The organism is Dyella sp. BiH032, assembly GCF_031954525.1.
Taxonomy (GTDB): Bacteria; Pseudomonadota; Gammaproteobacteria; order Xanthomonadales; family Rhodanobacteraceae; genus Dyella_D.
On record NZ_CP134867.1, the window covers coordinates 2519776 to 2541698 of the forward strand.

Below are 21923 nucleotides of genomic sequence, written 5' to 3' on the forward strand. Positions count from 1 at the left end.
CTCTTGACGCTGGTCAATCATGAACGAGCCGGACGCGGCCATGGCCGTGCCGGGAATCCCTACTCTGCTACAAAAGCGGGCAGCGCGCGAGCCGCTAGGGCCCGCTTGGACGTCAGGCAAGGAAGGCCAGGGCGGTGCCGACCGGCCGTTCCACCTTCAGGCTGAACAAGGCGTCCGCCCGGGTGCGCCCCATATTGACCGCCGCGATGGGCTTGCCGGCCTTGGCGGCGGCGTTCACGAAACGGAACCCCGAAAACACCATCAGCGAAGACCCGGCCACCAGCACGGCGTCCGCCGCACCCAGCCCCGCCATGGCGGCCTGCACCCGCTCGCGCGGCACGCCTTCGCCGAAGAACACCACGTCCGGCTTCAGCAGGCCGCCGCAGACGGGGCAGTCCGGCACCTGGAAGCGCGAGAAATCGTGGCCTTCCAGATCCGCATCGCCGTCCGGCGCGTCGCCGGCGTCCAGCGCTGCCCACTCGGGGTTGCGCGTCTCCAGGGCGACCTGGAACTCCACACGCGGCAGCAGATGGCCGTTGGCCATGCAGCGCACGCGGTCCAGCCGACCGTGCAGATCGATCACCTTGCGGCTGCCGGCGGCCTGGTGCAGCCCGTCCACGTTCTGGGTGAGCAGTGTCTCCACGCCGCCGGCCGCTTCCAGCCGGGCCAGCGCCAGGTGCGCAGCATTGGGATGCGCCCGGGAGAAGCGCCGCCAGCCGACCAGGCTGCGCGCCCAGTAGCGCTGGCGTGTGCGCTCGTCGCCCATGAAGGCCTGGTACGTCACCGGTTGCGGCCGCTTCCAGTCGCCCTGGTTGTCGCGGTAGTCGGGAATGCCCGAGTCGGTGCTGACGCCCGCGCCGGTCAGCACGAACAGCCGCGGATGCGCGTCCACGAACCGGCGCAGCCGCTCGCGATCCTCGGCCAGGCCTCGGTCGGCGTCGCGGTCGGGCAAGGCATCGGCATTCATCGCTGCACCCTCACGCCGCCGCGCGCAGACCCAGCTCGGCCAGCGCAGCAGGAATGCCGCTGGCATCCTTCACCTGCGCCACGCGCGGGGAAGCGGCGGCGAAGTCGGTGTCGGTCTCGTGCGCCCAGGTCACGTGGTAGGGCATATAGATGCCCCAGCCGCCGAGTTGCACCACGGGCGCGATGTCCGAGCGCAGCGAATTGCCCACCATGGCGAAGCGCTCGGCGCCTACGCCGAACTGCTCCAACAGACGGCCATACGAGCGCTCGTCCTTCTCGGAGACGATCTCGATGCGATGGAACAGGTCGGCCAGGCCGCAGGCGGCGACTTTCTGTTCCTGGTGAAAGAGGTCGCCCTTGGTGATCAGCACGATGCGATGGGTGGCCGCCACCGCTTCCACGGCGTCGCGGATGCCGTCCAGCAGTTTCACCGGGTGGCTGAGCACGCTCTTGCCGATGCCGATGATGCGGTGCAGGTCGGCCGCGCTGATGCGCGAACCGGTGACTTCGATCGCCGCCTCCAGCAGCGAGAGCGTCATGCCCTTGGCGCCGTAGCCGAACAGCTTGATGTTGCGCCGTTCCACCGCCAGCAGGCGATCGTGCAAGCGCAGGTTGGCGAGGTCCACATAGCGGCCCACGATCTGCTCGAATTCGGCATGGGCCTCCTGGTAATAGCCCTCGCTGTGCCAGAGGGTGTCATCGCCGTCGAAACCGACCCATTCGATCACGGTACGTCGCTCGTGCTGCTGTGGAGAACGCAGAACGATAGCGCGTCCCAGCGCGCCGGGCGAGTAGCGTCCCGCACCGGCGGGCCAGGCGGGTTGGGGTGAGCGCTCGTTGCACCGGTCCGGGCGCTCCACGGTCACGCATCGTGCCGGCGCACACCCGGCTCACCCCAACCCGCCTGGTCCGCTCCGCCTGCCTCAGGCGCGCTCGCTGAGGGTCTCCTGCAGCAGCGCTTCCTTGTCCTTCAGCAACTCCTGCTTGCGCTGGAACATCTGTTCGCCCAGCTCCTTCAGCTGGTCGGCGTCGAGCAGTTTCTTGGCCTGCGGGAACATCTCGCGCTCCTCTTCCTGCACGTGGTGTTCCACCAGCTCCTTGAGCACCTTCGCGCGCCCGGAGAATTGCTCGCCGCTGGCCTCGGTCTGCAGCAGGTCGGGCAGCACCAGTTCGCCGGCGGCGCGGTGTTCCTCGATGGCCTCGTAGAACATCTTCGCTGCTTCCTGGTCGCCCGCATTCTTGAATGCCGGGTAGAAGATCTCTTCCTCGATGGTGGTATGCGCCTTCAGCAAGACGCCGATCTTCTCGACCAGCGACTCGCGGGTCTTCACGCCGCGCGTGGTGGTTTCGGACAGCTCTTCGAGCAGCTTCTTGACGGTGCGGTGGTCGCTGATGAGCAAATCGATCGCATTCATGCCTGGCTCCTGCTGGGTTGATGTCGATGGATGAGTGCGGCTGGTGCGCGCTCGATGCGGGAGGAACGAGGCGATTGATCGCGCGTCGCCGGTGAACGTGACGTCGGACCACGGTGAACGCGGAGACTGCGCGGTGGCATGCGTTCATGCCAGGCAGCGGCGCGTGCAATTTCTTCCACCCGAATGAAAGTGTTTCATTGTGGCGTTGTGGATGAGTCTGTTCATCCGTCACAGGCGCGACTTTCAGCCTCAAGCGCCGACCATGGCATTCACGGGACGCGCGCGTCCGTTTCCACGACGACTTCCATGCACGCTCCGACCGCCGGTCATCGCTCCTTCCACCCGCCTTCGACGCTGACCAGCGCGCTTCGCGCGGGCGTTTCCGCAGGCATCGCCTCGGAACTGATGGTGGCGGCGTGCAGCCTGCGCAACGCCGGCTCCGCCAGTGCGGGGATCAACGCGACCAGCCAGTGGCTATGGGGCAGGCGCGCGCGCCGCCGGCGCAAAAGAAGCATCCGCTACACGCTGGTCGGTTACGCCGTCCACCAGGGGTGTTCGTTTCTGTGGAGCGCGCTTTACGCTTCCTGGAACGCGCGCCGACCGACCGCGAGCCGCGGCGTGCAACTGCGGCGCGCCGCAGTCGTAGGCCTGTTCGCCGCCGCGGTGGACTACACCGTCACGCCCAAGCGCCTGCGTCCCGGTTTCGAGGCGCATCTGAGCCGCGCGTCGATGGTTGGCGTCTATGCGGTGTTCGGGCTGGGCCTGTATCTGGCGACGGCCCGGCACGGCGGCGCAACAGTGCGCCGCCACGCGGAGCGGGGCGGATGAATTACCTCTCGCGCTACTCGCGCATCGCCCTGTTCGTCATGCGCTACCGCCGTGCCGGCGTGCTGCGCGGCGTGCCCGGCCATCGGCGCCCAGCCGATCTCACGGACGGCCGCCAACCGCAACGCCTGGTGGAGGATCTCGAACGCCTGGGGCCGGCCTTCATCAAGCTGGGGCAGGCGCTGTCCTGCCGCCCGGACCTGGTGCGCGCACCGTACCTGGAGGCATTGACGCGCATCCAGGACAGCGTCGAACCGATCGATGCCGAGGCCGTGCGCACGGTGCTGACGCGCGAACTCGGCGCGCCGCCCGAGATGGTATTCCGCGCATTCGACCCCGTGCCGCTCGCCGCGGGCTCGCTGGCGCAGGTGCACGCGGTCGTGCTGCCGGACGGCATGGACGCGGTGGTCAAGGTGCAGCGTCCCGGCATCGCGCAGCGCATCCGCTCCGATCTCGATGCGCTCGAACGCCTGGCGATGACCGCGCAACGGCACACCGAAGTCGGCCGCCGCTACGGCTTCGTGCCGTGGATCGCCGAGCTGCGGCGCAGCCTGCTCAACGAGCTGGACTTCGTGGCCGAAGCCAATCATCTGGATACGTTCGGCCGCAATCTGGAGGACTACCACGCGCTGTACATTCCCACGCCGTACTTCGAATTCACTACGTCGCGCGTGCTCACCATGGCGCGCGTGCGTGGCCACAAGCTCGGCGCCGCGCCGGGGCCGCAAGGGCAGCAGTTGGCTCGCGCACGGCTCGCCGGACAACTGCTTTCGGCCTACGTCGACCAGGTTTTCGTGCACGGCCTGATCCACGCCGATCCCCATCCGGGCAATCTGGTCATGATGGACGACGGGCGCCTGTGCCTGCTCGACTTCGGCATGGTCACCAGCCTGTCGCCGGCCATGCGCAACGACCTGTTGCGCCTGATGCTGGCCGCCGCCGACGGCGATGGCGACGGCGTGGCCGACATCTGCGAGCGTCTGTGCGTGGTGCTGCCGGAACTGGACCGGGCCGCCTACCGGCGCGCCGTCTGCAATGCGGTTCTGCGCTACGCCAGCTCCAGCGATCGCAGCCGGCTGGAGGAAGGCCGCCTGCTGCTCGCGCTTACCCGCATCGGCGCCGACAACGGCCTGCGTCCACCGGCGGAACTGAGCCTGCTCGGTCGCGCGCTGCTGAACTTGGAGCCGGCGTTGGAGCGGCTGGCGCACGACCTGCCGACGCGCGAACTGATGCGTCGGCGCCTGCTCGAAGTGGTCGCCTCGCAGCTGATCAGCCCTGTTTCGCAGGCCAAGGGCGGTTCGCTTCTGCTGGAGGCGCAGAAGTTCGCCATCAACGCGCCGGGGCAGCTCGGGCGTTTCATCGAGACGCTCGCCGACAACCGCTTGCGCCTGCGCATCGATGGGCTCGAGGAGTCGCATCTCATCGAGAACCTGCAGAAGATCGCCAACCGCATCGCCGCCGGGGTGATCACGGCGGCGCTGCTGATCGCCGGCGCGCTGATCGCGCGCGTGGCACCGCCCGGCACGGGCTACGGTTACGTTGCGACCGTGATGTTCGCGCTGGCCGCGATCATCGGCTTCGGCCTGGTGGTCAATGCGCTGCGGCGCGACCGCTCGCCGCCCGATGACGGCGAGGCGGGCCGCTAGCCGCGACTCAGCGCTTCGCCTGGATGCCCGGCAGCTCCAGGCGCACCAGGTACTGCCGCACGATGTCCGGCAGATGCTCGCGCAACCACTCGGCCATCGCTTCCTCCTGGCGCAGGATGTCTTCGCACACGCCGGCGATTTCCGGTTGCGCGGCGACCTCCGCGGAGGTCATGAGCGTGCGGTAGACCACCGCTTCCATCGACTCGAAGGAATACGTAAGCACCAGGCTTTTCACCACCTCGTCGGTAGAAGCCACCTGCAGCAGCCCGTGGCCGAGCGCGAGGAAGCGTGCGCTGAACTCGCGCAAGCCGGAGGGCTCGCCACCCATCTCGCGCAGGCAGTGCTCCAGCTTCGCCTGCTGCTCGCAGGTCTCCGCCAAATGGCTGACGATGCGGTCCCGCAGCTGCGGGTAATGGTGAAGGCGGCGTATGTGCGTCTTCAGCATCTCCTCCGACTGCACTTCCATGGCATGCGCGTTGCGCAACCAGTCGAGCAATTGGGCGCGTGCGGTATTCATCGGCGGCCTCGCTGGCGAAAGGGGTGCCTCAGTGCAGCAAGAGGCGTGCCCGGCAGCCATGCCCTCGTCCGGCTGGCCCCCGATCGTTCATGGATTCACGTGGCGATGGCGCACCTGTCCGCGGCGTTGGCGTGTGAGCTGTGGCGTCAGTTCCCCACGCCGCGCGATCAGCAGCAGCGTCATCGCCACCACGCTTCCCACCGTGGCGGCGAGCATGTCGTGCTGCGCATCCCAGGAGTCGCCCTGCGTGCCGAGATAGGCCATGCCCAGATCGCCGCCGAAGACCGTGGCTGCGGCCCACTCGATCAACTCGTAAAGCAGCGAGTGCGACATGATGAAACTCACCGGCAGGATCCCGCGCCAGATGCCGCGCGGCGGCGCCACGGCGGCGAACAACTCGGCGGCAGCCGGCGTCACCAGCAGGCCGTAAAGGAAATGCACGAGCCGGTCGTAGCTGTTGCGCCCCAGCCAGGCCAGCGACAGGCCAACGTGCGATAGCCACAACTCGTAAGGCACTTTGGAGTAGGTGTAATGCGCGCCGACTTCGTGACATGCGAAGAACACGAACAGCGCCAGATAAGCCGCATTCGACAGACGTATCCGCCGATAGCCGTAGACCAGCAGCGGCACCGCGATCAGCACGAGCGCGTTTTCCAGCAGCCAGTCCTGCCGGTACAGCGGCGCGATGGCGAGCGCGATCCAGATCGCGGCGAACGCCGCCAGCAACAGCAGCGGGAGACGGGGGCTGGAACGCGCATCCGTTGCGTCGGGCATGGGTCAGCGCCAGGCGAGCACGGGAACGTCGCTAGCCTGCATCACCGCCCGCATTTCCCGCGTGAACATGCTCGGCAGCAGGCCCAGGTGCAGGGGCGCGGCCATCACGATCAGGTCGCAGTCATAGTCCCGCGCGGCGTCGACGATCGCTTCATGGATGCGGGCGGCGAAGGTATAGCTGCTCTCGCAGGGCACGCCCGCGCCGAGCACGCGTTCGCGCGCCTCGCTGAGCCAGACGAGCGCTCGCGCGGCGGCTTCCTCCTCGTACAGGTCGCGCGTCGCATGGACGCGTTCGGCCAGATACGCCACGGAAGGAAACGAGGGCACCACATGGAGCACGTGGAGCGTCGCGTGGGAGAGGCGTGCCACGGCGATGGCCGCGTCCACCGCTTCCAGCGCCGTGGACGTGCCATCGATGGGAACCAGCAGGCGACGGAACATGACGCGCCTCAGCGCACCACCAGCACCGGCACGTTCGAGCCGGACAACACCTTTACCACCACCGAGCCGAGGAACAGGCTCTTCAGCACGCCGCGCCCGTGCGAGCCCATCACTACCAGGTCATAGCGCCCGCGCTGTGCGAGATGCAGGATCTCGGTGCCCGGATCGCCGACCAGCAGCCGCTCCTCGAACAGGTGGCCCGCCTTGGCGAGTACGCGCCTGGCCGGCTTGAGCGCGGCGGTGCCGTTGTCCAGATGGAAGCGCGCTACGCTGTCCGCGTCCAGATGGCCCGCGATCGATTCGCGCAGCGGTGCGTCCACGTTGAGCAGCGTCACCGCGGCATCGACCGGCCAGTGCTTGACCAGATAGCGGGCGGCGCGCGTGCTGTAGGTGCTTCCGTCCACGGGCAGCAGGATTTTCATGCTCGCTCCTTCTCGCGATGAAGCCATCAAAGCGGAGCTGGCGCCCACCCATGTTGACCTGCGTCAATGCGAAGATCAGCCGTCGGCCAGCGACGGCCACCAGCGGCACAGCGCGCGTCGAGTACCTTCCAGCCAAGCAGTGCAGGCAAGCACCAGCGCCAGGAGCAGGGCCAGCGCATCGCCATCCAGCTCGCCCAGACCGACCGCTTCGCGCAACGGCGCGAACGCGGCCACCGCGGCCAGCATGAGCATTCCTGCGGCCAGGATGCACAGGAGCCAGGGATTCTCCCGCCAGCCGATCCGCCACCACGGCAGCGCCGGCTGGTGGTTGGCCAGCGTCAACAGCAGCACCGCCGTTATCAGGCCGAGAAAAGCGGTACCGCGCGCGAGCTCCGCGGCATCCCTCACCGCGAGCACCGATCCGTAAGTCATGGCCAGGATCGCTGCGAGGCCGGCGCCCTGCGCCACGCCATAGCCAAGATTGGCCAAGCGGAACGGCGATTCGCCGATGGGGCGCGGCGGGCGGCGCATGCTGTCGGGCGAGGCAGGCGCCGCTTCGAACACGATGGAGCAGGCCGGGTCGATCAGCAGCTCCAAGAGCACGATCTGCACCGGCATCAAGAGGATCGGCCAATGCAGGAGGCTGGGCAGCAAGGCCAGCGCCACCACCGGCACGTGCACCGCCACCACGAAGCGGGTGGCCTTGGTGATGTTGTCGTAGATGCGTCGTCCTTGCCGGATCGCGGCAACCAGGCTGGCGAAGTTGTCGTCCAGCAGTACCAGCGCCGCCGCTTCGCGGGCTACGTCGGTGCCACGGCCACCCATCGCGACACCAGCGTCGGCCGCCTTCAGCGCGGGAGCGTCGTTGACGCCGTCGCCGGTCATGCCCACCACCTCGCCGCGCCGCTGCAGCGCGCGCACGAGCCGAAGCTTCTGCGTGGGCTGGACGCGCGCGCACACATCGACCTCGGCGAGCCGGATCGCGAGCTGCTCATCACCGAGCGCGTCCACGTCCGCGCCAGAGAGCACCCGCGGCGCGGCACTCAGGCCGACCTGCGCGGCAATGGCCCGCGCGGTGGCTTCGTGGTCGCCGGTCATCATCAGCACGCGAATGCCTGCCGCGCGGCATTCCGCGACGGCGGCGCGTGCGTCCTCGCGCGGCGGATCGATCAGCCCTATCAGGCCGATGAAACGGCAATGAAAACCGCGCTGCGTGGCCGGCCAGGAGGGGCCGCGCCAGCCGGCCGCCGCCACCGCCAGCACGCGCAGCCCGCGGTCCGCCATGGCGCGCACGCGGCGGTCCCAGTGCTGCTGTTCGGCCGAGTCGAGCCCGCACAGCTCCATCACGGTCTCGGGCGCCCCCTTGGTGCCGATCGCGAAATGCCCATCGGCCAACGGCACCGCGCGGCTCATGGCCAGCAGCTCGGGCGTCAGCGCGTATTCCCTGACCGCGCGATCGGCGAGGACCAAGTCCCGCTCGCCGAGATGTTGCGCCCCGAATGCGCGGATGGCGTGCTCCATCGGATCGGCCGAGCGCGGTGGTGTCGCCAGCAGGGCTAGGCGGGCCAGTTCATGGAAGCTTGGCGGCAGCGGCGTGGCATCGGCATGGAACGTGTCTTTGCCGGTATCCAGTTTCGCCAGCGTCATGCGGTTCTGTGTGAGCGTGCCGGTCTTGTCCGCGGCCAGCACGGTGATGGCGCCCAGCGTCTCCACCGCCGCCATCCGACGGGTGAGTACGCGCTGCCGCGCGATGCGCCATGCGCCGAGCGCGAGGAACACGGTGAGGATCACCGGGAATTCCTCGGGCAGGATCGCGATCGCCAGGGCGACGCCCGCCAATAGACTGTCGAGCAGGCGATGCCCATCCCACAGCCAGTTGAGCAGGGTCAGGCCGATGGCGCAGACCAGCGCGGCGAGGCTGAAGCGGCGGATTAGCCCGCGCGAGGCCCGCTGCAGATGGGAGGTGGTTTCCACGGTGGATGCCAGCGCCTGGCCGATCCGGCCGACCGCGGTGTCCGCGGCAACGCCGGTCACGCGCGCCATGCCCTGGCCGCGCGTGACCAGGGTACCGGCGAACACTGTCGCGCCGTCGCCCGATGCGCGCTTTGCCACCGGCACCGACTCGCCGGTGAGCAGCGATTCGTCGGCTTCCAGAAGGCCTTCCAGCATGACCGCGTCCGCCGCGATACGGTCGCCTTCGCGCAAGACCAGCACGTCGTCTCGCACCACGTCCGCCGAGGACACGCGTCGTTCGCGTCCATCGCGGATCACCCGCGCCAGCGGCGCGGAGAGGTCGCGCAAGGCTTCCAGCGCGCGCTGCGTCTTGCGTTCCTGCGCCAGCGTGATGCCGATGATCACCAGCACCGAGGCCAGCAGGAACACCGCGTCCGTGCGTTCGCCCAGCGCCAGGTAGACGGCGCCGGCGAACAGCAGCATCAGGAACATCGGTTCGATCAGCACACCGCGCGCGATCGCCCACAGCGACCTGGGCCGGTTGGCGGGCAGCGTGTTGGGGCCGTCGCGCCGCAGGCGCTCGCGCGCCGCGGCCTCGCTCAGGCCGGTGACGGGAGGCGGCGTGGATGCCGCCGGGATCACGCCTCGACCACCAGCAGCGGGACCTCGCTGTGCTGGAGCAGGTATCGCGTGGCGCCGCCGAGCAGCCACTCGTTCGCGCGCGAATGTCCCCAGGCGCCCATCACCAGCAGGTCGGCACCGCGGCCGCTCGCGCGGTTGTGGAGGGACTGGCCGTTGTCATCTTCCTCGTCGAGGATTTCCCAGTGCGCCTGCAGCGCGTGGCGCTCCAGCCAGTGGTCCAGCGCCAACGGAATGCGCCGCGCGTTGGCGCGGACGCGCGAGGCGCCGTCCAGCACCACGATCTCGTCGGCGCGCAGCAGCAGCGGTGCCGCCGCGCGGATCGCGCGAGCGGCCTCGGTGGAACCGTTCCAGGCGATTGCTACCTTGCGCACGCCGTCCTTGCCGGGCCAGTGCTCCGGCACGAGCAGCATCGGCGCAGCGTCGGTGGAAAGCACGCGGCCAAGCGGATTGAAACCGGAAGCCAGACGCGCCGTTTCGCGCGACAGCCTGCCGAGCACGAAATCCGCGAAGCTCGCGCGCCTGGACAACACCGCCTCGTAGAACCCGCGATACGCCTCCCAGCCGCCTTCCACGCCGTGGCCGCGGCACAGCTCGCGCCACCAGTCGCGGCGGCCGAGGGCGGCCTGCTCCTGTTCGTCCAGCACCAGCATCGCGTCCGGCATGGCCAGCATCGCAGTGGGGCTGAGCATCACCACCTGCAGACCGGTCAGCCGCGCGCCGTGCTGGCGGGCGAGGGCGAAGGCGAATCGCAGCAGGGCGGTATCGTCACGGTCCGGGTCGATGTCGACGAGAAATTCGAGCATGGCAGGCTCCAGCGCTTGCTACGTGATCCATTCCAGCCACCAGAACTCCGCCAGGCAGGCGAGCATGATCAGCGCGACCAGCAGCATGGGCCGCTCCGTCGCTTCGTCCGGCCGCCCCAGCTTGCGGCCGGTGACCATCGCCCGTACCAGGTTCTCCCGGTGCAGCCAGCTGCCCGCGAGCGCGCCGGCCACGTGCAGGCCGACCAGGGCGATCATCAGGTTGGCGAGCACTTCGTGCGTTTCGCCCAGCCACTCGGCCTGAGTGGAATACGCCAGCCAGCCGAAGAAGGTGACCGCCAGCGTCATGGCCAGCAGCGCGACGATCGCCACTGCGCCGGCAGGGTTGTGCCCGGTGTAGTGGGGCGGGTTCCCGCGCAGCATGCGACGGACGTATTGCCAGGTCTCGCGTGGGCCGCGCACGAAATGCTTGAACTTCGCGTGGCGCGTGCCGATCACGCCCCAGAAAATGCGGAATGCGGCAAGCAGCGCCATGGTGTAGCCGAGCACGGCATGCAGCCGCCGCCACTGGTCTTCTTCGGCCGTGATCCAGGCGCCGGCGAAGCAGGCCACCATCAGCCAGTGCGAGAGCCGCACGGGCAGGTCCCAGACGAGGATGCGCTGGCGGGAGGCCTCGATGAGGCTGGGCTTGCCGGTCGTCATGGCGAAGGGTGCCGCGGAAGAGACTTGCGTGCATTACAGACTGGCCCGGCGCCGGGCGGATTGATGTGGATCAAGTCGCGATCGCCGAAGGCTTTTCTAAGCTTTGCCGGTGTATTCACCGCAGGGTGCACAGACTGCCGCCAACGGCAAGCGATGGCGCGCGAGATTCGACGAAGTGCGGTCCGACGAAGCGCGGGCCGGTGCAGCGGGACGATCGACGAGCGAGGCCCATGGGCATGGCAGGACGTGGAGTGGCGGCATGGCCGATTCCCTGACCAGCGGCGAGCGCGCCTGGCGGCGCATGCCCGCGGGCGTGTGGCAGCTAGGCTTCGTCTCGCTGCTGATGGATGTTTCCTCCGAGATGATCCACGCCTTGCTGCCGGTGTATCTGGTGACCGTGCTGGGCGCATCCACCTTGACGGTGGGCTTCATCGAAGGCGTGGCCGAGGCGACGGCGTCCATCACCAAGATCTTCTCCGGCGCGCTCTCCGACTGGCTGGGACGGCGCAAGCTGCTGGCGGCGATCGGCTATGGCCTGGCTGCATTCACCAAGCCGGTGTTTCCGCTGGCGTCCACGGTGGGCTGGGTGGTCGCGGCGCGCTTCGTGGACCGCGTCGGCAAGGGCATCCGCGGCGCGCCGCGCGACGCGCTGGTGGCGGACCTGGCGCCGCCCGGCCTGCGCGGCGCGGCCTTCGGCCTGCGCCAGTCGCTCGACACGGTGGGCGCCTTCCTGGGACCCGCATTGGCGATCGTGCTGATGTGGGCGACGGCCGACCACATTCCCACGGTGTTCTGGATCGCGGTGCTTCCGGCGTTCGCTTCGTTCGCGCTGATCGCTTTCGTGGTGCGCGATCCGGCCGACGGGCCGCCGGCATGGCGCGGCATCGGCCTGCACTGGCGCGGCGAGCTGGGCAAGCTGCCGGCGCGCTACTGGTGGATCGTCGCGGTGTCCGCCGTGTTCACTCTGGCACGCTTCAGCGAAGCCTTCCTCGTGCTGCGGGCGAAGGAGCTGGGTCTGGCGATGGCGTTGATCCCGGCCGTGCTGGTGGTGATGAACGTGGCCTACGCTTTTACCGCCTATCCGGCAGGCGTGCTCGCCGATCGCGTGGGGCGCGTCGCGTTGCTGCCGCCGGGGCTGCTGTTGCTGGGAGCGGCGGACCTCTGCCTCGCCTATGCCGGCGGCATGGCGGGCCTGGTGGCAGGCATCCTGCTGTGGGGCCTGCACATGGGCATGACGCAAGGCGTGCTGTCTACGCTGGTGGCGGACGTGGCGCCGCCCTCGTTGCGCGGCACGGCGTTCGGCGTATTCAACCTGGTGGGCGGATTGGCGATGCTGGCGGCGAGCGTGATCGCCGGCGCACTGTGGAGCGCTTACGGCTCGCGCGCCACCTTCGCCGCTGGCGCAGCGTTTGCCGTGCTGACGCTGGCCATCCTGCTGCCGCTGTGGCGGCGCGACGGGCGCCACCGCGCCCAGTCCTAGCTTCGGAGTCCGCATGCACGCGATGGTGTTGCGTTATCCCATGACGCCGCTGGTCGGCGAGGACCGCCCCGACCCTGTGCCGGGACCGGGCGAGGTGCGCCTGCGCGTACTGGCCTGCGGCGTCTGCCGTACCGATCTGCACCTGGTCGATGACGAACTGCCGCAGGCGCGCCTACCGGTGGTGCCGGGGCACGAGGTGGTCGGCGTGGTGGAGGCGCTGGGCGCCGGCGTATCGATGTGGAAGCCCGGCGACCGCGTCGGCGTGCCCTGGCTCGGCGGTGCCTGCGGCGTCTGCGATTACTGCGTGCACGGACGCGAGAACCTGTGCGACCGGCCCGAATTCACCGGCTGCACCCGCGACGGCGGCTACGCCACCCATGTGCTCGCCAATGCGGCGTTCTGCCTGCCGCTGCCCGAGCGCGACTATCCCGATGCCGCGCTCGCCGCGCCGCTGTTGTGCGCGGGCTTGATCGGCGGACGCGCGCTGCGTCTGGCGGGCGAAGGGAAGGCGCTGGGTCTCTACGGCTTCGGCGCGGCCGCGCACATCCTGGTGCAGGTGGCTCGCGCGGAGGGCAGGCGCGTGTATGCCTTTACCCGTCCCGGTGACCTCGCAGCGCAGGTGCACGCACGCTCGCTGGGCGCGACCTGGGCGGGCACCACCGACGAACCGCCGCCGGAACCGCTCGACGCCGCGATCATCTTCGCGCCGGCCGGAGAACTGGTGCCCATCGCGCTGTCCGCCGTGCGCAAAGGTGGCACGGTGGTGTGCGGAGGCATCCACATGACCGACATTCCCAGCTTTCCTTATCGCCTGTTGTGGGAAGAGCGACGTCTGTTGTCGGTCGCCAACCTTACCCGCGAAGACGGCCATGCCTTCCTAGCCGCCGCGGCGCGCGCGCAGGTGCAGACGCACGTGCGGCGCTATCCGCTGGCCGATGCCAACCGCGCACTGGCGGACCTGCGCGCCGGGCGCCTGCAAGGCGCAGCCGTACTGGTGCCGCCATGAGCGCCGAAGCATCCCCCGCGCCGGTGCTCGCCGTGAGCCGGGGCAGGGTGATCACGCAACGGCTCTACGACGTCGCCTACGCGATCGACCTGCAGCGCGCGCGGGACCTCTGCGCGGATGTGCCGCTGATCGACGAGCGACCGGGCGCGCTGGCCTTCGGCAAACCGCCGGTGCGACTGCGTCTGGAACCCGTGGAGGTGAAGGTCGGCGGCGCCGTCGTCGTCGGGGAAGTCGCCGCGCACTTGTACGAATTCGGTGCCGTCACCCTGTCCGTCGCCTTCACCGTACGGGACATGGACTGGCCGGTCTTCGTGGCCTTCGCCCGGCACGCCGAAGAGGCGATGGGCGCGCCGCATGCGAGCACCTGGCAGGCGGTGCTCGAACGTGTGACCGCGCGCATCGGCGACGCGCTGGAAAGGCCCAGTGCATCGGTGATTCTGGAGGACTACCAACTCGTCGTGGTCGATGCTTTCGCCGAACCGCCCACGGGCGACCTGCGCGAGCTCGTGGACCTGGTCCCGCTGCTCGCCGCCGACCCTCGTCCGCTCTCCCGCGATACGCGCGATGCGCTGCTGCGCCACCATTTCGCCTATCGCGCCGACGACTGCGTGGTGATCACCCGCGACCGCGCCTTCCTGTACCAGCCCGACGGCGACGCCGGCGTGGCGGCGGTGCTCGACGTGGCCAACGCCCAGTTGCTGGAACTGCGCTACTACAGCGTGCTGCTCGACGCCGAGCTGCCCCGCATGTACGACCTGGTCGACCGCACCCGCGCCGTTTCTCCCATCACCGCCCCCGCACGCCTTTCGCGCCTCGCCCGCCACCTCTACACCCTGGTCGCCGAAGTCACAGAACTGACCGAGCGCGTCGACAACGCCCTCCAGGTCACCGGCCATCCCTACCTGGCCCGTGTCTACACCACCACCCTCGAACTCTTCGGCGTCCCCGCCCTCGGCGCCGCCGTGGACCGCAAGCTGGCGATCGTGCGCGACACGTATGCCGCGCTGTACGACGAAGCGGCGGTGAGCAGGGCGGGGTTGTTGGAGGTGACGATCATCGTGTTGATCGCGGTGGAGTTGGGGTTGGCGGTGTTCAGGTATTGATCGAAGCCCGAGTGAGCAAGGCAATGGCCAGGCACGCAAAGCCCATGATGTAAGTGAGGGGAATGCAGATAAGAAAGGCAAGTGGCCAGAAGGGCCTCCAGAGAAACAGCAAGCCTCTTGTGTATAGAGACAAACTGAAAGGGACGAGCATGAGTTCGCCGAGAGACGAGCGATCGGCACTAAAACCCCGGTATGTGTGAATTGCCAGCAACGTCCAGCAGGCCAAGAACACCGCGACGGTAAGTCCTTTCAGGCTTCGTAGAACGCCAGCGGGCGCCTGACCAGGCGTGCAACTGGTCAGATTTGCGATGTACTTGAATCGACCGCTGTTGAAGGCGAGCGCCATCAAAGTGAATGCAGTAAAAAAAATTGGCTGGCGAAGTCCTTTCAGGGACTCGGCTAGAGAGGTTGTCGTTGTTGCGACAAGAAGGAATGCAGGGATCAGATGCAGCGCTGCCAAGCTATTTCGGGCAGCCCTGCTTCGTGCAGCTCGGATGGCGTATGGTCGTGGCTTAGAGCTTTTGGATGTTCGGTGTTCTTTTGCCGTCGTTAATTTTTTAGGCGACATTTATCCAGCTCATATACTCGGCGTAGTGGCGTTCCTGACCGGCGACGCCGATGAGGCGGTGGCGGTCGGCGGGGTAGTCGTAGGTCTGCTCGCCGTGGGCGTCGGTGAAGGCGAGGCGGTTGCCGGTGAGGTCGTAGCGGTAGCTTTCGAGCACGGTGCCGGTGGGGCCGTCGCGGGTGTCGGTGAGGCGGTCGAGGTGGTCGTAGGTGAAGCTGAGCAGCGGGGTGTCGGTGCCGGGTTGGCCGAGGGTGGTCAGCCGGCCGTTGGCGTCGTAGCCGAAGCTCGTGGCGAGTCCGCCGGGGGCGGTGTCTTCGATAGTGACGGGGCGGCCGTCGGCGTCGTAGTGGCGCGCGAGCGCGCGGCCGTTGCCGTAGCGCCATTGTGCGACCGGGCCGAAGGGCAGGTAGGTGGCGTCTTTCACCAGCGCGGTGTCGGTCTTAAGTAGCCTGCGCGACGTAATTGAGGAATAAATTTCCTTATGTAAATGAAAGCTGGCGTCCATGCGAGGGCGTAAAGTAGGCAAATCACGGCTATTACGTTACCTTTTGACACGTCTGATTTAATGGCTCCGTTGATATCCATTGAGGTGATGAGTGGCGCTAATCCTATCGGTATCATAATTGCGTAGGATAGCGATGCGAGTGTCCATTTAATGATTTTATTGAATCGATTGAAGAAGAGGAGGAGTTGTACATAACAAAGAAGTGCGGCAAATAGGCCTGGGGACCAGGCGGTAAAATGCAAGATAAGTAGCAAGTAATCGTTGATCATGCTTCTAATTCCGCACATCCAGATTGTTTGATGGGTTTATTGTAAATTTTTGTTACAAATTAGCTCGGAAATTCCGGTGATAGCTCGGGGTGACGGGCGGCCGTCGGCGCTATCAACAGACCGCATGACCTGGATCACCGTTTTATGCAATTCTCATTAACTTCAATTTTAATGGGCTAAATTTTTTAATTGAGTGGCCGTTGCTGGCGTGGAAAGTTAATACGTGACAGAGCTTCGTCGGCGATCAACTAGTCGTATTGTGGAGCTTTGAATGTAAAAGCTGTCCATAGCCCAGTCGCCAATCCGAATGATCCAAAACCTAGAACAATTATCGAATCCTGAAGGCTGTTCATGCTCACTTTAAAAATATAGCAAATTAGAACGCCAAGCCACCCGCACCCTCCGCCGATTAGAGTGCCTATGATGATAAATCCGAGACGAAAGAGAAAAATCTTCATATCTATTGATTTGCATTCGATACAATTGTGGATAGAGCATTTCCTGTCACAGTGCCGCCGGCCGCCCAGGCTGCTGCAGACTTCGATAAATACGGGCCTGCTATAGCGTTCGATGTCGCAAATAACTGTTGATTGAGCGTCAAATTATTGAACGCAGCACGTGATGCCGCTCCGACGGCTGCGTTCGTGAGGTAACCCGTTCCGGCCCCCAGCCCACCGAAAATTCCTCCCTTCAACATGGTGTCTTCAATTCCATCCGTAAGGCATTTTCCTTGCAGGTAATTACTTGCCATTTGCTGGTGGCCGGCCACAATTGCTCCTCCGATGCTATTGGCGGCAATAGTTCCAACAACTCCGACTTTCGCAACTGCGGTCAAAGTACCAATGCCGCCAGTCAACATTCCTCCTGCGGCGGACAATCCGACCTGCTGCCAGTCAACCTGATCCCAGTTATTGCCATTTCGATAAAGCTGAAACGCAAGATTGGCACCACCTCCTACGATTGCTCCAACTAGGCACCAAGGGCACTCTCCACTTGGGTCACGCGATGAAATTGGGTTCCCTGCCACGTAGGCATATGTACCGATTCCGCCCTCCAAACCGATGGGGTCGCTCTGGCCGTAGCGCCCCATCACGGAGTCGTAATCCCTCTGATAGTTGTAGTAGAGCCCCGTGGCCCGGTCATACCGCTGCCCCGGAAACCGCGTATCCAACACGAAGGCTGCGCCATCCCCATCCGGATCTTCATCCGGCGCCGTGCTACCAAAAGCCTCACCCTTCAAATCCCACCGCCACACCGCCCCATCCCGCTCCGGATCGATCACTACGCGCGGTGTGCCCAAGTGGTCGCTTTGCAGGTAGTACGTGTGATCGGCTTGCAGTAGGGCGACGGGATGGTCGCCAAGCCAGACGGTTTGTTGTTTCGGCTCGCCGGCATGGTCGTAGTCACCCAGCCAATGCCCGGCCTCGTCGTACAGCGTGAGCGTCGTGCCCGCCTCGGTACCATCCGTCTTGCGCACCTGCTCACCCCACGCGTTGTACGCATAACGGCGAAGCACACTGGCGCCTTGCCTGACCTCGGCCATGCGGCCCATCGCGTTGTAGGTGAACTGGCGGCCACGGGTGTCGTCGGCGAGGAGGTTGCCCATGGCGTCGTAGCGGCGTTCCTGGCCGGCGACGCTTGTGAGGCGGTGGCTGTCGGCGGGGTAGTCGTAGGCCTGTTCGCCGTGGGCGTCGATGAAGGCGAGGCGGTTGCCGGTGAGGTCGTAGCGGTAGCTTTCGAGCACGGTGCCGGTGGGGCCGTCGCGGGTGTCGGTGAGGCGGTCGAGGTTGTCGTAGGTGAAGCTGAGCAGCGGTGTGTCGGTGCCGGGTTGGCCGAGAGTGGTCAGCCGGCCGTTGGCGTCGTAGCCGAAGCTCGTGGCGAGTCCGCCGGGGGCGGTGTCTTCGATAGTGACGGGGCGGCCGTCGGCGTCGTAGTGGCGCGCGAGCGCGCGGCCGTTGCCGTAGCGCCATTGTGCGACCGGGCCGAAGGGCAGGTAGGTGGCGTCTTTCACCAGCGCGGTGTCGGCGCCTTGGGCGTCCGTCACGCTCACGTTGGCGATCCAGCCGTTGGCGTCGCGGGAGTACACCGCCGTATGTCCGTCCGGATAACGCAGCGAGGCGAGGCGGCCGGCCGGTGTGTAGGCGTAGGCCAGTTCGAGTGTGGTGTCGCCGGTGGTCTGCCGCTTGCGGGTGAGCTGGCCGAGGGCGTTGTAGCAGTACGCCGTGTGGCCGCTGGCGTCGCTGACTTGGGAAAGGCGTCCGATGGCGTAGGTTTCGCCGACGGGGCATGCGGCGTCGGCGTGATCGTAGGCGTAGCGGATGGTTTCTTCGGGCGCCCCGTCGAAGCTGGCTTCGATGGGGCGGTTCAGCGCGTCGTAGAGCAGCTGCTGCACTTGCCCGCGCGCGTCCGTACGACCGATGACGTTGCCGGCGGCATCCACGTCCTGGGTGGTGGCGCCGGTATCGGGACTGTGCTGCTGCAGCAGGTCGCCCAGCCCGTTGCGGTCGTAGCGGGTGAGCAGGCCCTTCGGGTCGGTGACGCCGACGGGCTGATCCTGGCTGTCGTGCTCCTGCGTGATGGTGGCCTTCAGGCCACTGGCATCGCCGATCTGCTGGGCTACCCGTTCCAGCGCGTCGTACTGGGTCCGCACTACCTGGCCCAGCGGGCGGGTGATCTTGGTGAGGTTGCCGTGGGCGTCGTATTCGAAGGCAGTGGCCTTGCCATCGGCGCCGGTCAGCGTCTTCATGCGGCCCAGGGCATCGAAGGCGCGGGTGAGCGAGCGCACCACGTGGCCGTTGGCGTCGGCGACGGTTTCGGCGGTGACGCTGCCGGCCGCGTCGAGCGTGAGATCGATACGGCCGCCCAGCGCGTCCTGGATGCCGGTGAGGCGGTGCGCGGCGTCGTAGGTGTAGCTCAGGGTGACGCCATCCGGGTCGGTGGTTTTGGTCAACTGGCCGTTGGCGTCGTAGTCGTAGGTGGTCACGGCGTCGGCGGCGCCGTGCACGCGCAACTGGGTCAGCCAGCCGCGCGGCGTGTAGGCCAGTTCCGTCTTGACGCCGTTGGCATCCGTGATCGCCAGGGGGCGGCCGGCACCGTCGTAGCGGGTGACTTCGGCGACGTGACCCAGGGCATCGGTCGTCTTCCACAGATCGCCCTGGCGATAAGCGCACGTGGCCGGCGTCTCGGCGCAGCCGATGGCGTCCTGCGGGTAGTAAGTGAAGCGGGTGATGTCCTCGACGTCGGTGCGCGGGCCGTCGGCGGTCAGTACGCGACCGGCGTCGTCGTAGGTGTAGGCCCAGCGGCGTGGCGCGCCGGCGCTGGCGCCTTCTGCCTTGAGCGAAAGGAGATTGCCGTGAGCGTCGTAGTCCAGGCTCAACGTCTGCGCGGCCTCGGCGGATTCGCCATTCGCGCCGGTGGGCAGCGTCTGGATGCGCGTCGGCAGGCGGAAGTCCGGATGCCAGTCGGTGAGCACCGTGCGCTCCTGCGGCGTGCCGACCGCTTCGATGCGCAGGTTTTCCAGGGACCGGCCGTCCTCGGTGTAGCCGTAGGCGGTGGTCTGCTGGTTGTGGTTCTTGCGGGTGAGGATGCGGCCTTGGTCGTCGTAGGTCAGGGCGCTGGCGGCGGAGGGGCAGCCGGCGCCGGCGGGTTGGAGGATGCCGGTAAGGCGGCGGCGTCCGTTGATCGTTTCGAACCTGTAGTCGCGGTCTTGCCGCCGGGCGTCGGTGATGGTGGTGAGGCCGGAGGAGATATACCCCACGATTGCCGAACCGGTGCCATCGGGACCCTCGCTTTTAAGGGGGCGACCCTCTGCACCATAGTGGTAGCTGCCGATGCGCGTTCCGAGTGCGTCGAATCGTCCGGTAAGCAGGTGTGGGCGGGATTGAGAGGCGAAGTCTTTCTCTCCGTAGCTATAGCGCGCATTCGACCCGTCGGCATAGATCGCTTCGACCATGTCCGCATCAAGGCCTTGGCCCGTGGCTTCGTCATAACGATACGCCACGGACTCGCCACCCGGCCGAGCCACGGTGGCGACACGTCCGGCTTCGTCATAGGTCAGGCGCAAGGTGCGGCCTTGGGCGTCGGCGACCTCGATCAGGCGGCCTGGATGGCCATGGGCTATGTCGTCGGGTGTTTGGGCATCGCTATAGGTGAGGCGCTGAACTTGTCCCTGTCGGTCTATGATCGTGCGCAGCAGGCCATCGGTATCGTAGGTTTCCACCGTATCGTCCGTAGCGTAGTAGCGCCAACCGCCGCCTTCGCCTTCGGGCACCGCTTCCAGGCGAGCCGTATCGTCGGGGTCGCCCTCATAACGGTTATCGACGAAGCGATAGAAGCGAACGGCACCGTCGGGCCGATGCACGTGAATGGCTGGCTTATAGCCCTGCTGGACGGTGTCGTAGTACTGGGATGCCTCCAAAGAGTAATCGTAGGAACCACGCCAGTAGCTGCCCATAAAGCGGGTTTGGGGCTTGACCGTCCAGCCGTTGCTGTAACGGCCGACACCGCTGTTGTAGATGCGCGTCCAATGCAGGGGCGAATGGCCGGCCGCGGGAATGTCGGCGACTACCTGGATTTTATTGAGGGCGATGACATTGATCGGATTGCCGACGAGTGTCGAGTCGGCGGAACAAGTGCCCGCCAGGGGCTCGTGGGGTAAGCCAAGTTCCTTCGGATTGGGGATGGTCTGGCTTGCGAAGCAGGTGAAAAGTCCGGACGTGCTATAGATGGATGCGTTCTCTTCCTTCAAGCCGAACCAATCCGCCAGAACATGTCCTGGCGGGCAACTGCGCGCAGGGCGGATACGGCTGTTATCGGTGATCTGAGCCTTCCGGATGGGCGTGTCGGGGGTGTCCCAGTCGTAACGGTAGTAAATGTCGTATTCGATGTGCGAATAAACAAACCGATCGTTGGATTGCTGATCCTCCACTTCTCGTGGATTTGACCATTGGCAGTCCACGTAGCCCAGTGTCTTGCACCACCGCTGCGTACCATCGCTGAGTGCACTTTCCATGTCCTCATAGTGCATGGATGGCCCGTCATAGGCGCTCAGAACCCAATAGCCGTCTTTATATGGCCGAAAGGAAACGGGTGTATCCGCTTTTCCCTGGGCGTGCGCTAGAGCAAAGACGAATAGAAGAATGGCTGCGAAACCCGACCTGCGGCCACGCGCGAGCGCCAGATGAGCGTTCCACAGGCGATGCAACGACTCCCGCCACACCGGCATCCACTGCACGGCCGACCCCATGAACCGTCTCCTTGGCTGATCGAGATGAAAGAAGCCGGCGATGGTAGGTGCGGCGTGGCGTTTGCTCGTATCGGAGCGCTCCTATAAATCAGGCCGTCGGCAAATTTTTTCGTGGCGTCATGACAAGCCGCGTGGATTCCTCGCAAACGAAGCCGCAAGTCGAAAGCGCTGTCGAAAAGCGGCACGCCGGTACAGGCGCGCCGCTCGCTCACTTACGCCAACGCATCGCACCGTTCGCCGTATCGATAACTGAGTGATTCCCCATACCGGCTCAGGAAATGCACCGCCGCGAACAGACCCTCCACGCAGGCCGGCGGCAATGGCCATGCGCCCTCTTCGGCAAGCGCGTTGCACGCCTGCTGGTCGCGAAAACTCTCGCTGTTGGCGAGCAGCCCCGTCAGCGCGTTGATCGCCATGCTGATGCCGGCGAGATCGCTGCGCAGGTTCGCCCGCGGATCGGTCTCGTCGTCGTATGGATAGAAGGGGCGGCCCAAGGGGCTGCTGGGAAGGGGGGCTTGGGGAACATTCGGGCAAAAGGGTGCCGTACTATCGGTCTCAGCCATAACTGACTCCTGTTCAGTTGGTTGTGGTCAGCGGGTCGCATGGGCTCCTCTCCCGTGCGATCCGCGCTTTCTTCTTGATCGGAAGGTCGCCGGCGTGGGTCCGAAGAGCGGAGCGCTGGCGAC

At 66.4% G+C, this 21923-nt stretch carries 20 protein-coding genes; 5 read left to right on the forward strand and 15 right to left on the reverse strand.

Annotated features, from left to right (window positions below):
• Nucleotides 1-112 precede the first annotated feature (112 nt).
• The 3 genes from RKE25_RS11290 to RKE25_RS11300 form a co-directional block, all read right to left on the reverse strand.
• Nucleotides 113-1033 (reverse strand): NAD-dependent protein deacetylase, encoded by a 921-nt coding sequence (locus RKE25_RS11290; RefSeq protein ID WP_311838194.1) that lies wholly within the window; start codon nt 1031-1033, stop codon nt 113-115.
• Entirely contained in the window at nt 978-1694 is a 717-nt protein-coding gene (locus RKE25_RS11295; protein ID WP_311838195.1) for an HAD family hydrolase, read from the reverse strand. The genes RKE25_RS11290 and RKE25_RS11295 overlap by 56 nt, the downstream gene beginning before the upstream one ends.
• Before the next feature lie 195 nt (nt 1695-1889).
• Nucleotides 1890-2381 carry a hemerythrin domain-containing protein gene (locus RKE25_RS11300; RefSeq protein WP_311838196.1) on the reverse strand — a complete coding sequence of 164 codons (492 nt, stop codon included), beginning with the start codon at nt 2379-2381 and terminating at the stop codon, nt 1890-1892.
• Nucleotides 2382-2687: 306 nt separating this feature from the next.
• Between RKE25_RS11300 and RKE25_RS11305 the strand changes: the two genes are divergently transcribed.
• Nucleotides 2688-3209 carry a hypothetical protein gene (locus RKE25_RS11305; RefSeq protein ID WP_311838197.1) on the forward strand — a complete coding sequence of 174 codons (522 nt, stop codon included), beginning with the start codon at nt 2688-2690 and terminating at the stop codon, nt 3207-3209.
• Nucleotides 3206-4852 carry an AarF/UbiB family protein gene (locus tag RKE25_RS11310; RefSeq protein ID WP_311838198.1) on the forward strand — a complete coding sequence of 549 codons (1647 nt, stop codon included), beginning with the start codon at nt 3206-3208 and terminating at the stop codon, nt 4850-4852. Before RKE25_RS11305 ends, RKE25_RS11310 begins: the two co-directional genes overlap by 4 nt.
• A gap of 7 nt (nt 4853-4859) precedes the next feature.
• On the opposite strand, the gene RKE25_RS11315 is transcribed toward RKE25_RS11310, so the two are convergent.
• From RKE25_RS11315 to RKE25_RS11345, 7 genes are all read right to left on the reverse strand, one after another.
• On the reverse strand, nt 4860-5369 hold the full coding sequence (locus RKE25_RS11315; RefSeq protein WP_311838199.1) for a ferritin-like domain-containing protein: 510 nt from the start codon (nt 5367-5369) through the stop codon (nt 4860-4862).
• 87 nt (nt 5370-5456) lie between these two features.
• A complete protein-coding gene (locus RKE25_RS11320) occupies nt 5457-6143 on the reverse strand; it encodes a DUF2238 domain-containing protein (protein ID WP_311838200.1) in 687 nt (228 codons plus the stop codon).
• Nucleotides 6144-6146: 3 nt separating this feature from the next.
• Complete coding sequence (locus tag RKE25_RS11325) at nt 6147-6584, reverse strand: universal stress protein (RefSeq protein WP_311838201.1); 438 nt, start codon at nt 6582-6584, stop codon at nt 6147-6149.
• Nucleotides 6585-6592: 8 nt separating this feature from the next.
• Nucleotides 6593-7006 (reverse strand): universal stress protein, encoded by a 414-nt coding sequence (locus RKE25_RS11330; RefSeq protein WP_311838202.1) that lies wholly within the window; start codon nt 7004-7006, stop codon nt 6593-6595.
• Nucleotides 7007-7081: 75 nt separating this feature from the next.
• Nucleotides 7082-9601, reverse strand: coding sequence for a cation-translocating P-type ATPase (locus RKE25_RS11335; RefSeq protein ID WP_311838203.1), 2520 nt, complete (start codon nt 9599-9601; stop codon nt 7082-7084).
• Entirely contained in the window at nt 9598-10404 is an 807-nt protein-coding gene (locus tag RKE25_RS11340) for a universal stress protein (protein WP_311838204.1), read from the reverse strand. The genes RKE25_RS11335 and RKE25_RS11340 overlap by 4 nt, the downstream gene beginning before the upstream one ends.
• Nucleotides 10405-10422: 18 nt before the next feature.
• Nucleotides 10423-11064: a cytochrome b/b6 domain-containing protein gene (locus RKE25_RS11345; protein ID WP_311838205.1), complete on the reverse strand. Its 642-nt coding sequence runs from the start codon at nt 11062-11064 to the stop codon at nt 10423-10425.
• 259 nt (nt 11065-11323) lie between these two features.
• On the opposite strand from RKE25_RS11345, the gene RKE25_RS11350 reads away from it, so the two are divergent.
• From RKE25_RS11350 to RKE25_RS11360, 3 genes are read left to right on the forward strand one after another with little or no spacing between them, the layout of a single operon-like run.
• Nucleotides 11324-12544, forward strand: coding sequence for an MFS transporter (locus RKE25_RS11350; protein ID WP_311838206.1), 1221 nt, complete (start codon nt 11324-11326; stop codon nt 12542-12544).
• A gap of 13 nt (nt 12545-12557) precedes the next feature.
• Entirely contained in the window at nt 12558-13550 is a 993-nt protein-coding gene (locus RKE25_RS11355) for a zinc-dependent alcohol dehydrogenase family protein (protein ID WP_311838207.1), read from the forward strand.
• Nucleotides 13547-14653 carry a hypothetical protein gene (locus tag RKE25_RS11360; protein WP_311838208.1) on the forward strand — a complete coding sequence of 369 codons (1107 nt, stop codon included), beginning with the start codon at nt 13547-13549 and terminating at the stop codon, nt 14651-14653. Before RKE25_RS11355 ends, RKE25_RS11360 begins: the two co-directional genes overlap by 4 nt.
• Here RKE25_RS11360 and RKE25_RS11365 read toward each other — a convergent pair.
• The 5 genes from RKE25_RS11365 to RKE25_RS11385 form a co-directional block, all read right to left on the reverse strand.
• Nucleotides 14643-15113, reverse strand: a complete 471-nt coding sequence (locus tag RKE25_RS11365; RefSeq protein WP_311838209.1) for a hypothetical protein — start codon at nt 15111-15113, stop codon at nt 14643-14645. The genes RKE25_RS11360 and RKE25_RS11365 overlap by 11 nt on opposite strands.
• Before the next feature lie 97 nt (nt 15114-15210).
• Nucleotides 15211-15642, reverse strand: coding sequence for an RHS repeat domain-containing protein (locus RKE25_RS11370; RefSeq protein WP_311838210.1), 432 nt, complete (start codon nt 15640-15642; stop codon nt 15211-15213).
• The gene (locus tag RKE25_RS11375) at nt 15639-15992 is read right to left on the reverse strand and encodes a hypothetical protein (RefSeq protein WP_311838211.1); all 354 of its coding nucleotides are present in this window, start codon (nt 15990-15992) and stop codon (nt 15639-15641) included. Before RKE25_RS11375 ends, RKE25_RS11370 begins: the two co-directional genes overlap by 4 nt.
• 460 nt (nt 15993-16452) lie before the next feature.
• Nucleotides 16453-21237: an RHS repeat-associated core domain-containing protein gene (locus RKE25_RS11380; protein WP_311838212.1), complete on the reverse strand. Its 4785-nt coding sequence runs from the start codon at nt 21235-21237 to the stop codon at nt 16453-16455.
• A 212-nt stretch (nt 21238-21449) separates the two neighbouring features.
• Nucleotides 21450-21800 carry a hypothetical protein gene (locus RKE25_RS11385; protein WP_311838213.1) on the reverse strand — a complete coding sequence of 117 codons (351 nt, stop codon included), beginning with the start codon at nt 21798-21800 and terminating at the stop codon, nt 21450-21452.
• Between the last annotated feature and the right edge of the window lie 123 nt (nt 21801-21923).

What these genes read in the sequence shown, in the direction of transcription:
- RKE25_RS11290 (WP_311838194.1), bottom strand. Translation starts at nt 1,033, where the DNA reads ATGCCAGCGGCATTCCTGCTGCGCTGGCCGAGCTGGGTCTGCGCGCGG.
- RKE25_RS11300 (WP_311838196.1), bottom strand. Translation starts at nt 2,381, where the DNA reads ATGAATGCGATCGATTTGCTCATCAGCGACCACCGCACCGTCAAGAAG.
- RKE25_RS11305 (WP_311838197.1), top strand. Translation starts at nt 2,688, where the DNA reads ATGCACGCTCCGACCGCCGGTCATCGCTCCTTCCACCCGCCTTCGACG.
- RKE25_RS11310 (WP_311838198.1), top strand. Translation starts at nt 3,206, where the DNA reads ATGAATTACCTCTCGCGCTACTCGCGCATCGCCCTGTTCGTCATGCGC.
- RKE25_RS11315 (WP_311838199.1), bottom strand. Translation starts at nt 5,369, where the DNA reads ATGAATACCGCACGCGCCCAATTGCTCGACTGGTTGCGCAACGCGCAT.
- RKE25_RS11320 (WP_311838200.1), bottom strand. Translation starts at nt 6,143, where the DNA reads ATGCCCGACGCAACGGATGCGCGTTCCAGCCCCCGTCTCCCGCTGCTG.
- RKE25_RS11325 (WP_311838201.1), bottom strand. Translation starts at nt 6,584, where the DNA reads ATGTTCCGTCGCCTGCTGGTTCCCATCGATGGCACGTCCACGGCGCTG.
- RKE25_RS11330 (WP_311838202.1), bottom strand. Translation starts at nt 7,006, where the DNA reads ATGAAAATCCTGCTGCCCGTGGACGGAAGCACCTACAGCACGCGCGCC.
- RKE25_RS11340 (WP_311838204.1), bottom strand. Translation starts at nt 10,404, where the DNA reads ATGCTCGAATTTCTCGTCGACATCGACCCGGACCGTGACGATACCGCC.
- RKE25_RS11345 (WP_311838205.1), bottom strand. Translation starts at nt 11,064, where the DNA reads ATGACGACCGGCAAGCCCAGCCTCATCGAGGCCTCCCGCCAGCGCATC.
- RKE25_RS11350 (WP_311838206.1), top strand. Translation starts at nt 11,324, where the DNA reads ATGGCCGATTCCCTGACCAGCGGCGAGCGCGCCTGGCGGCGCATGCCC.
- RKE25_RS11355 (WP_311838207.1), top strand. Translation starts at nt 12,558, where the DNA reads ATGCACGCGATGGTGTTGCGTTATCCCATGACGCCGCTGGTCGGCGAG.
- RKE25_RS11360 (WP_311838208.1), top strand. Translation starts at nt 13,547, where the DNA reads ATGAGCGCCGAAGCATCCCCCGCGCCGGTGCTCGCCGTGAGCCGGGGC.
- RKE25_RS11375 (WP_311838211.1), bottom strand. Translation starts at nt 15,992, where the DNA reads ATGATCAACGATTACTTGCTACTTATCTTGCATTTTACCGCCTGGTCC.
- RKE25_RS11380 (WP_311838212.1), bottom strand. Translation starts at nt 21,237, where the DNA reads ATGGGGTCGGCCGTGCAGTGGATGCCGGTGTGGCGGGAGTCGTTGCAT.
- RKE25_RS11385 (WP_311838213.1), bottom strand. Translation starts at nt 21,800, where the DNA reads ATGGCTGAGACCGATAGTACGGCACCCTTTTGCCCGAATGTTCCCCAA.